The following is a 10,306-nucleotide window of genomic DNA, read 5'->3' as shown; positions in this document are numbered from 1 at the left end:
TGGGCGAAGGTTCGCGCCTTCTCGGACTTGGAGAGCGCTGTGTAGGCCGTGCCGGCGTAGAACGGCAGGTAGGGGTAGTCGAAGGAATCGATGCTCTCCGCGTTGCTTTAGAGGATCTTCGGGCGCGGCTGGGTGTTCGCCAGTCGAGTGATCAGAAACTGAGGTCCGTACGCCCCCCGGTGGGGCCTACCAGGACGGACGAGCCGGGTGGATGCCGGCCGGCCCTCCGTAGGATCGTGCGCTGTGGGAAAAAAGAGTGCGGAACGCAACGCGAGGCTCGACACGCTCCGGCGCGAACAGCGGCGCCAGGAGCGCCGACGTTCCTTTCTGATCTACGGAATCGGTGGCCTGGCCGCATTGACGCTACTGGCCGGCATCATCGTGTACGCGCTGCTGGACAACCGGGCGAAGGACCAGAGCCGCTCGGTCGGTTACGTCACCAGGGCGAGCACGGCCGCGACCGCGGCCGGATGCACCGGCGTCGTCAACGACGCCTCCCACGGCAGCACCCACGTCGCGGCCAACCAGACCGTCGACTACACCGTCGCGCCGCCGTCATCGGGTAACCACGATTCCAGCCCGCTGCCGGACGCCTACCGTTTTTACGAGCGCATTCCCAACCTGCGGATCGAGCGTGCCGTCCACAACCTGGAACACGGCTTCGTCATCGGCTGGTACGACGCGAAACTCCCCGACGACCAGGTGACCGCGCTGCGCGCCGCCGCGGAGTCCGCCGGTGACCGGTTCATCGCCGTCCCCTGGGAACGCGGCGAGTTCACCGAGAACAAGCACTTCGTACTGACCGCCTGGGACCGGACCCAGCGGTGCGCGGTCGTGTCCGAGGCGGCCATCAAGGAGTTCGTGGGGACCTATGCCAACCCCAGCCCGGCCGGTGCGGTGTGGGACTCCCCCACCGCACCCGAGTCCGGTGCGGCCGGTGGCCCGCTCGACCTGAGCCCAACCATCGCCGGCAGCGCGCGGCAGCCCACCGGACCGGGTCCCGGGACCACCGCGCCCAGCTCAGCAGGCACGCCTGCCTCAGCAGGCACGCCCACGCCAGCGGACACGGCCGCCGCGACGCGGTGACGCGGCGCTGACGCGGGCGCTGTTGTCGGGTCACCAGCGCTGAGCGGAACGCGACCGGGGTGCCGGGCTGGAGCGGGCGGGCGCCGCCTCACCGCGCTCACGCGCGGTCCGAACTGAAGCGGATGCTGCCCGCCCCCAGAACGGCACCGGGGAACACCCGGACGCCAGCCCGCAGCTCGTTGCCGGGCTCGATCCGCGCGCCGTCACCCACGATGACCCCGTCAAGTGACACCCGCGCGCCGATGACCGCGCCAGCGCCCACCACCGACCCGCGCACCACAGCACCCTCACCGATGACCGCTCCGTCGAAGAGCACCGCACCGTCCACCGTGGCGCCGGCACCGACCGTCGTGCCAGCGCCCACCACCGCGCCACCACTGATCTTGGCGTCCCCGGCGACGGAGGCACCCGGCAACAGCAGCTGATCACCGACCGGTCCCGGCAGCGCGGAGGAGGCGATCCGCCCCGTCACCAGGTCCCGCGACCCCTGGATGAACGCGTCCGGAGTGCCCAGATCGAGCCAGTAGGTGCTGTCGACATAACCGGCCACGAGAACGCCGGACGCCAGCAGTCCTGGAAAGGTCTCCCGCTCGACCGAGACCGGCCGGCCGGCCGGAATGCCGTCGATCACGGACCGCCGGAAGACGTAGCAGCCGGCATTGATCCGGTTGGTCGGCGGGTCGGGTGTCTTCTCCAGGAACTGGGTGACCCGGCCGTCGGCGTCGGTGGGGACCACGCCGAACGCGCGCGGGTCACCAACCTCGGTCAGGTGCAGGGTGACGGCCGCGTCGGTGTCCCGGTGACGGCGCACCAGCGCGACGATGTCCAGGCCGGACAGGATGTCGCCGTTGAAGACGACCACCGGCTCGCCCGGCGCGGCGCGCAGCCGCGACACGACGTTACGGATCGCGCCGCCCGTTCCCAGCGGCTCGGCCTCGGTGACGTACTCCAGTTCCAGACCATGCGCGGAGCCGTCGCCGAAGTACTCTTCGAATACTTCGGCCCGGTACGCGGTGGCGAGGACAACGCGGGTGATCCCGGCATCGCGCGCGCGGGCGAGCATGTGGGCGGTCACCGGAACGCCGGCGACCGGAAGCATCGGTTTCGGTGCTGACATCGTCAGTGGGCGCAGGCGACTACCCTGTCCCCCGACCAGCATCACAGCGTCCATAGAGCGTGAGTGTCCCAGAGGCCCCGCGCCCCGACGCACGATGTTGGGGCACTGCGGTGACGTCGGGTCGCGGACACCCGCTCACCAGCCCGGACGGCCCGCCGGAATGCGCGGACGGGCCGCACTGGCGATGCTGAAGACGTGGTGCGCCAGTGGCCCGCCGACTATCGGGTCTCCTCCAGCAACGTCCGGCCGGGCGCCGAGACGGCCATGGCCGCGCTTGCCGACGGCAGAGAACCGGGCTTCGCCGCCGCCCGCACCGACGGCAGCGGTCCCGCCACGCTCACGGTGTGGCTCGCCTGGCACGGCGACGGGCCGCCCATAGCCGACGTCATACCGGTGCTGACCAACCTCGGCCTGCGCGCGACAACCCATCGCAGCCTGCCGAAGCAACCGGACCCGCTTGGCGGCACAGCCAGCCTCGACGAATACCACGTGCGCACCACACCGGAGCTCGCCGATGCCGCCATCAAGCAGATGGACGGCCTGCGCGGCATCCTGGCGGGCCTCGCGCGCGGGGACATCGACAGCGACAGCCTCGACGCGCTCGTCCTCACCGCTGGCCTCACCGCCCGGGAGGTGGCGTTGCTGCGGGCCATGTTCCGTTACCTGCGCCTCGCCGGGACGTCGTTGGGCACCCGCTACGCCCACCGGATCCTGACCGCCCACCCGTCCTACGCGCACGATCTCGTCGCGCTGTTCCATGCCCGGCTGGACCCGCTGCGGGCAAGCCCCGCGCACGGCAGCCGGCTGCACGCCCGGCTGGAGGCCGCGCTGGCGTGGGTGACCAGCATCAACGACGACACAGTCCTGCGCCGGCTGCGCGACCTCGTCCTCGCGGTTGTGCGGACGACGTTCTACCCACCGGCGGCGTCTCCCGGCTCCGGCCGCCGTCCCGAGCCCGAGGCACTCACGGTGGACGCGCCGGACACGCTCGCCATCAAGATCATGTCAGCGGGGCTGCCCTGGCTGCCGCCGCCGGTCCCCGAGGCGGAGACCTTCGTCAGTTCCGGGCGGTTCGACGCGCTGCATCTTCGCGGGGCGCGGCTGGCCCGGGGCGGCATCCGGTGGTCCGACCGCCAAGAGGACCTGCGCACCGAGATTCTCGGCCTGATGAAGTCCCAGCGGGTCAAGAACGCCATCATCGTGCCGGACGGCGCCAAGGGCGGCTTCGTCCTGCGGCGTCCACCGGCGGACCCCCACGAACTGGCCGCGCTGGCCAGGTCCTGTTACGCGGAGTTCATGCGGGCGCTGTTGGCGCTCGTGGACGACCGGGTCGGCGGTGTCACCGTCCGCAGGCCTGGCCTGGTCAGCCGGGACGAGCCGGACAGCTACCTGGTGGTCGCGGCGGACAAGGGCACCGCACGCTTCTCCGACCTCGCCAACGAGGTGGCGGCGTCGAGCGGCTACTGGCTCGGCGACGCCTTCGCCTCGGGTGGCCGCAGCGGGTACGACCACAAGGCGCTGGGCATCACCGCCCGGGGTGCCTGGGAATCCGTCCGCCGTCACTTCGCCGAGCTGGGCGTGGACGCCGACCGCGAACCGCTCACCGTCGTCGGCATCGGTGACATGTCCGGGGACGTCTTCGGTAACGGCATGCTCCTCTCCCGCTACATCCGGCTGGTCGCCGCGTTCGATCATCGACACATATTTCTGGACCCCGCCCCCGACCCGGCCCGCTCATTCACCGAGCGCGAACGCCTCGCGGCGCTGCCCGGGAGCAGCTGGGACGACTACGACCGGTCGGTGCTGTCGGCCGGCGGTGGCGTGTTCGCGCTGTCGGCCAAACAGATCGCGCTGACCGAACAGGTACGGGAGCTGCTGGGGGTCGGCGACGACGCGCTGCCCGCCGACGCCCTGGTCCGGGCGGTGCTGCGGGCACCGGTCGACCTGCTGTGGAACGGCGGTGTCGGCACCTGGGTCAAGGCAAGCACGCAGGAACACGGCGCGGTCGGGGACAAGGCCCGGGACGGGATGCGAGTCAACGCGACCGAGCTGCGCGCCCGGGTCGTGGCCGAGGGCGGGAACCTCGGCCTCACCGACGCCGCCCGGGTCGAGTTCACCATGCACGGCGGACGCTGCAACACCGACTTCGTGGACAACTCCGCCGGAGTGAACTGCTCCGATCGGGAGGTCAACATCAAGATTGGCCTTGACCTGGCCATCAACAAGGGAGCGATCGACCGGGCCGATCGCGAGCGGCTGCTGGTGTCGGCCACCGGTGACGTCACGCGAGCGGTCCTGACCGACTCCGCCCGCCAGGCCCTGGCGCTGAGCGCGGCCGAACGGCATGCCATGTCCATGGCGGACGGGCTGTCGCGGTTCATCAGCCATCTGGTGGAGACCGGCGAGATCGACCCGGATGTGGAGAGCCTGCCAGACGCCGAGGAGCTCGACGCCCGGCTTGCGGCGGGACGCACCTACACCCGACCGGAGATCGCCGTCCTGCACGCCTACGCCAAGCGGATGGTCGCCCGGTCGCTGCTGGCGTCGAGCCTGCCCGACGAGCCGGTCGGCGGGCCCACCCTGGACACCTACCTGCCGGCGTCACTGCGGGAGCTGCTGCGGGAGCACTTCGGCCGGCACCCTCTGCGGCGGGAGATCATAGCCTCCCAGCTCGCCAACTCGGTCATCGACCGGGTCGGCGCAGGCTTCCTCCACCGGCTGCGTGAACTGACCGGCGCGGACACCGTCCAGGGCACCCGGGCCTTCGTCATCACCCGGGAGCTGCTCGGCCTGACCGACATCTGGGCGGCCATGGACACCCACTGCCTCGGAGACGGCGGCAGCCGGGCACGCCCGGCCGTGGGCTCCACCGATCCCACCGCCGAGGCGCTGCTGCACTGCCACTTCGTCCAGGAGGAATCCGCGCTGTGGCTGCTGCGGGCCCGCCGGTCGCCGCTGGACATCGCGGCGGAGATCACCCGATACGCCGACGGGATGCGGGAGGTGACGGCGGCCCTGCCATCGGTGCTCGCCACGGCCGGGTCCGATCAGGAGCTGGCCGGCATCCTGCGGCTGGCCGAACAGCTCTACGAGCGTGGCCTGCCCGCGCGCCTCGCCGAGCGCGTCGCGTGGCTCGACGCGATGAGCCCGGCGCTCGACATCGTCGACATCGCCCTGCGCAACGACCTGGAACCAAGTGACGTGCTGCACGCCTACACGGCCATCGGGACACGGCTCGGCCTGGGACGCCTGGGCCTCGCGCACCTCATCGGCCGGGGCGCGCAGCTGCCGGGCCAGTCGTACTGGGAGCACATCGCCGCGGCGACCCTGCGGGCGGACGTCGCCCGTGCCCGGTCGGCGCTGACCGAGGCGGCCATGGCCACGCCCGAGTTCGACCTGGACGCGGCCATCGACAGAATCGCGACCGGGGCACGGGCCGACCGGGTCCGCGCCGTCGTCGACGATGTGGCCGCGGCGCCGCGTCTGTCCAGCGCCATGATCTCCGTCGTGGCCGGCCGGCTGAGCGAGCTGATCCCGCGACAGTGATCCACAGCACGGCGGCCTGTCAGCGTCCCCCTGCCAGTCCCCAGCGGACGGCGGCCCGCCCGATCCTCGCGGTCGTTCTCGGCCGCGCTCTCAGCCGTCCGCGCTCTCAGTGGCCCGCGCTGGGGCGGCGGCTGGCCGGCAGCTCGGCAGCGGACCGGGTCACCCGGGCTCCCGCGCTGTCGTCCGCGAGCGCGAGCGCGAGGAGCAGCCGCAGCCCCAGGCCCACCCCGATAGCGAGCCGCAACGGCAGGTAACGCCGCGACGGGTACTGCCGGGACAGGTAGCGGAGCATGCTGCGATGATGCGCGATCACCATCCGTCGCGAGGTGCGCTTCGTGGAATGACCGCCCAGATGCTCGACGACGGCGGTGGGGACGTAGACCAGCTGCCAGCCGAGCAGGCCGAGGCGGCGGCCCAGATCCACATCCTCCATGAACATGAAGTACGCCTCGTCGAAGCCGTCGACCGCCTCGAACGCCTGCCGCCGCAGCAGCTGGCACGACCCCGACAGCCAGCCGGCGGTCGTCTCGACCGGGGTGGCCCGGTCCCGGCGGTAGGCCGTCGTCCACGGGTTCGCCGGCCAGCACCAGCCGAGCAGGGCGTGGCCGATCCCGCGCCCCAGCGAGGGAAGCTCGCGGGCGGACGGGTAGAGCACACCTCCCGGGTTCGTGATCGCCGGACCGAAGGCCCCCGCTCCCGGCCAGCGGCCCGACGCGTCCAGAAGCTCATCGAGCGATCCAGGCGTGAACGCGATGTCGGCGTTGGCCACCACCAGCCACGGCGCACCGGCACCGGCCGCACCCCGGTTGGCCGCGCTGCCGTACCCGAGGTTGCTCCCAGCGCGCACCAGCCGGACCTCGCCGCGCTCGGCCACCCTGGCCGTGCCCTCATCCAGCACCGGCGAGTTGTCCACGACAACCACCTCGTAGGACCTTGCCGTGGCCTTGGTCAGGGAGTCCATGAACGGACCGAGCACCTCACCGGAGTGGTAGCCCACGACCACGACACGAATCTCCGGTTCGGTGGCGGCAGGCTCCGGCCGCTCGCCCCGCTGATCGTGTGAACGTGCCGAAGCTACCGCGTCCCGCACGTTCACCAGCCCGCCTTCATCATCCCCGCCCGCCCACCCTGTGTATGTGAGAACGTTCCGCTCGGGCCAGGATGCCATCGGCGTTCCCGGGCCAGGCATCGGGGTCGGGCATCGGGGCAGGCTGTGCGGGCCCTGGCCGGCCGGCTGGCCAGGGCCGTCTGGTCAGGTGTCAGCGGCTGCCCGCGCGTAGCTCGCCAGATGCGTCTCGGCGCTCGCCGCCCAGGTGAACTCCCTGGCGCGGGCGAGCCCGGCCCGCGCCAGCGCCCCGCGCCGCTGGGCATCGTCGAGCAACGCGCCCATCTCGTGGGCGATCGAGTCGATGTCCGGCTGCGTGTAGGCGACCGCGTCGCCGCCCACCTCGGGCAGGGAGAGCCGCGGAGTCGTCAGTACCGGCGCGCCGCAGGCCATGGCCTCCAGCACGGGCAGCCCGAAACCCTCCCCATGGGACGGGTAGGCGACCAGCAACGCCCCGCCCAGGTAGCCGGGGAGGTCGGAGAAACGCAGGTAGCCCGGCCGGATGACCTTCAGGTGGGACGGCACCGAAGCGACCGCGGCATCCACGTCGTCGTCCCAGCCCGAGCCGCCGGCAAGCACCAGCGCGGGCGCGTCCGCACGCCCGTGGACAGCCTCGGCCCAGCCGCGGATCAGGTTCGGCACGTTCTTGCGGGGCTCGAGCATGCCGAGGAAAGCGACATACCGGCTGTCAGCCAGGCCGAGCCGGAGGCGGACGCGGCGCTTGTCCTCCTCCGTGGGCGGATGGAAGGTCGATGTGTCCACACCGTGGTAGGCGACGTCCGTCGCCGTCGAGTCACTGTCCAGGACCCGGATGAGCTCGTCCCGGGTGGCCTTGGACGGAACGATGATTCTCTTGGCCTTGCGGACGGCCGTGCGCATCGCCGAGCGGAAGAATGTCCCCTTCACGGCGGTGTGCATCTCCGCCTCCGTGAAGAAGGTGACGTCATGGATGGTCACGCACACGGGCTGGGAAGTACGCAGTGGCATAGTGTAATGCGGCGAATGGATGACCTGCGCCCCCACCTGGTGGGCGACCAGCGGCAGGCCGGTCTGCTCCCAGGCGAGACGGGCCGGCCGGTGGGCGATCGCGGCCGGCCCCGGCACCACGTCCGTGTGCGGGGCCAACCGGCCGTACCGTTCATAGTCGGACCGTTGGCAGACGAGAGCCAGGTCGGCGCCTGCCGCGTCCAGGGCAGCCACCAGCCCGTCGACATAGCGACCGACGCCGCCGCGATCGGCTGGAACCGCGGTTGCGTCGACGAGCACCCGGGGAGACACGGCGCTCCTTCCGACTGGCGGCATGTTTCTCACCGCTAGCTCCCTCAGGGCCTCCAGCCGCACGAAAGATCACGCCCGCACGGTCTTTGGCCTACTAGGTTCCTTAGGGCCACCGACAACGCTGGAAGATCCACGATTGCGCCATCTTCGGCCCGCTGGCAAGACTACGCCGGCCCCCGATCCTTGGTGGTCAAGGCCCGGGAGTCGGTAAGTTGACGGTAGAGGGACCAGACGGTCTCTGCCGCCCCATTCCAACTAAAAGCGGCTGCTCTCGCCCGTCCGGCCACAGCCAGCCCACGCCGCAGGCCGTCGTCCGCGACCACGGCGGCGGCCGCTTGGGCGAGCGCCGCCGGGTCCGCCACCGGCACGGTGACCACGGCGTCCCCACCGATCTCCGCGAAGGCGGGTATGTCGGAGACGACCGCGGGGACACCATGGGCCATCGCCTCGAGGACCGGCAGCCCGAACCCCTCCGACCGGCTGGGCGCGAGCAGCGCCGTGGCCCGCGACAGGACGACGGCGAGGTCGGGGTCGTCAAGGCGCCCAAGCGGGTGCACCCGGCCGCTGTCGAGGCCCGCCCGCTCAGCTTCGGCCCGCAGGTCCAGCCCGCCCCAGCCCGGTGAACCGACGTGTACCAGCGGCAGGCCGGGCGCGGTGGGCTCGGCCAGCGCGGCCAGCGCGGTGTCCAGGCCCTTGCGCGGCTCGAGGGTGGCCAGGGTGAGCAGATACCCGCCGGTGGGCAGGCCGAGCCGGGCCGCGCGAGCGTCCGCGTCCGCCGGGACGGTCCTGACCGCGTCGGCCACCCCCTCGCCGATGACGTGCAGCCGGTCGTCCGGGATCGCCAGATGTAGCTGGAGGTCGGCGGCGACGGCCCTGGTCGGCACGATCACGGCGTCGGCCCGGCGAGCCGCGCGCTCACCCATCTGCCGGTGCCACCGCGCCCCGTGCGGGGTCAGGGTGTGCGGATGGGTCCACGGCACCGCGTCGTGGATCGTGACCACGAGCCCCACCCCGTCCCGCCGGGGCGGGACGAGCAGCGTCGGGGCGTGCACCACGCCCACGCCGCTCGGTGCCGGCCCGTGGCCGCGCGGCCAGGCGGCGGCAAGCCCCCGCCGGGGCAGCGGTAACCGGATGGGACCGACCACACCCGGCACGGCCGCGCTGTCCGCTTCGAGGCTGCCCCGCCAGGCGCACCAGCTGATGACCACGTCACCCGGCCGCGCTGTCCGGGCGAGCGCGGCGGCGAGTTCCGCCGAGTACCGCCCGGTCCCACCCGGCACCGGTGCCAGCATCTGTTCAACAAGGAATCCGATCCGCACGGAACAGCATCCTTGCGCAGTGATCGCCGGCGTCAACCGGTATGGGTCCCGCCAGGGCGCGGAGCCGGTGTCCGGGCGCCGTCGCGGCGATGCGACGGGCCGTGGGCAGCCCGGCGGCGCTCCCGGCCGGGCACCCGCCCGGACCAACCGGAGGATCAACCGAAAAAGCTCCTGTCATGGCGTGGTCAGCGCGGCGACCGGAGTGAGGCGGGCGGCGCGGATGGCGGGATAGAGACCCGCGACCGCGCCGACCGGCAGCGTGACAAGCACGCCACCCAGCCAGGCGGCCAGCGGAATGACCACCGGCCAGTGCTGCGTGAGCGCGTACCCGCCCGTGGCGAGCACACCAATGATCACACCACCGACGCCGCCGAGGCCGGCCAACAGCAGCGATTCCATGAGGAACTGCAGGCGGATTTGTCCCCGGGTGGCACCGAGGGCCCGACGCAGGCCGATCTCACCACGCCGCTCCAGTACGGAAATGACCATGGTGTTGGCCACGCCGACCCCGCCGACCACGAGGGCTACCGCGCCGAGCCCGAGGAGGAGACCGTCGAGCGTGCGGTGGGTGACGCGCTGGGCGGCAAGCGCCTCGGAGGGACGGGAGACCCGGACCTCGTACGGGCTTTGCGGGTTCACGGTGGCTGGCAGCACCGAACGGACAGCCTCCACCTCGGGCGCCGCCGATCGGGTGTAGAGCGTCGTGGGGTGGCCGTTGAAGCCGAGAGCCGTCTGCGCGGCGGTCCATCCAACCAGGGCCGCGTTGTCCAGTTCGGGGGCGAGCGGGACGGGCTCGAGCACGCCGGCCAGGCCGAACCACTGGCCGCCCAGCCAGACCCGGGTGCCGGGCAGGTG

General features: G+C 72.0%; 7 protein-coding genes. 2 read left to right on the top strand and 5 right to left on the bottom strand.

What is annotated here, in order from left to right:
- The first annotated feature begins 243 nt into the window (after positions 1-243).
- On the top strand, positions 244-1,086 hold the full coding sequence (locus MJ783_RS18685; protein ID WP_239312075.1) for a DUF3105 domain-containing protein: 843 nt from the start codon (positions 244-246) through the stop codon (positions 1,084-1,086).
- A gap of 97 nt (positions 1,087-1,183) precedes the next feature.
- Here the strand turns inward: MJ783_RS18685 and MJ783_RS18680 are convergent, their stop codons facing one another.
- Positions 1,184-2,257, bottom strand: coding sequence for a sugar phosphate nucleotidyltransferase (locus tag MJ783_RS18680; RefSeq protein ID WP_239312073.1), 1,074 nt, complete (start codon positions 2,255-2,257; stop codon positions 1,184-1,186).
- A 144-nt stretch (positions 2,258-2,401) separates the two neighbouring features.
- Here MJ783_RS18680 and MJ783_RS18675 point away from each other — a divergent pair, with 144 nt between their 5' ends.
- A complete protein-coding gene (locus MJ783_RS18675) occupies positions 2,402-5,749 on the top strand; it encodes an NAD-glutamate dehydrogenase domain-containing protein (RefSeq protein WP_239312071.1) in 3,348 nt (1,115 codons plus the stop codon).
- Positions 5,750-5,855: 106 nt separating this feature from the next.
- Here the strand turns inward: MJ783_RS18675 and MJ783_RS18670 are convergent, their stop codons facing one another.
- From MJ783_RS18670 to MJ783_RS18655, 4 genes are all read right to left on the bottom strand, one after another.
- Positions 5,856-6,917, bottom strand: a complete 1,062-nt coding sequence (locus tag MJ783_RS18670; RefSeq protein WP_239312070.1) for a glycosyltransferase family 2 protein — start codon at positions 6,915-6,917, stop codon at positions 5,856-5,858.
- Between the two features lie 84 nt (positions 6,918-7,001).
- Positions 7,002-8,132, bottom strand: coding sequence for a glycosyltransferase family 1 protein (locus MJ783_RS18665; RefSeq protein ID WP_239312062.1), 1,131 nt, complete (start codon positions 8,130-8,132; stop codon positions 7,002-7,004).
- 164 nt (positions 8,133-8,296) lie between these two features.
- Positions 8,297-9,451, bottom strand: coding sequence for a glycosyltransferase family 1 protein (locus tag MJ783_RS18660; protein WP_239312059.1), 1,155 nt, complete (start codon positions 9,449-9,451; stop codon positions 8,297-8,299).
- Between the two features lie 174 nt (positions 9,452-9,625).
- A partial coding sequence (locus tag MJ783_RS18655; protein WP_239312056.1) for an ABC transporter permease occupies positions 9,626-10,306 on the bottom strand: 681 nt, incomplete at its 5' end.

The sequence above is a fragment of the Protofrankia sp. Cj3 genome (genome assembly GCF_917627355.1).
Lineage (GTDB): Bacteria > Actinomycetota > Actinomycetes > Frankiales > Frankiaceae > Protofrankia.
Note: the sequence above shows the minus strand (reverse complement) of the source record. Positions and strands in the feature narration are given on the sequence as shown.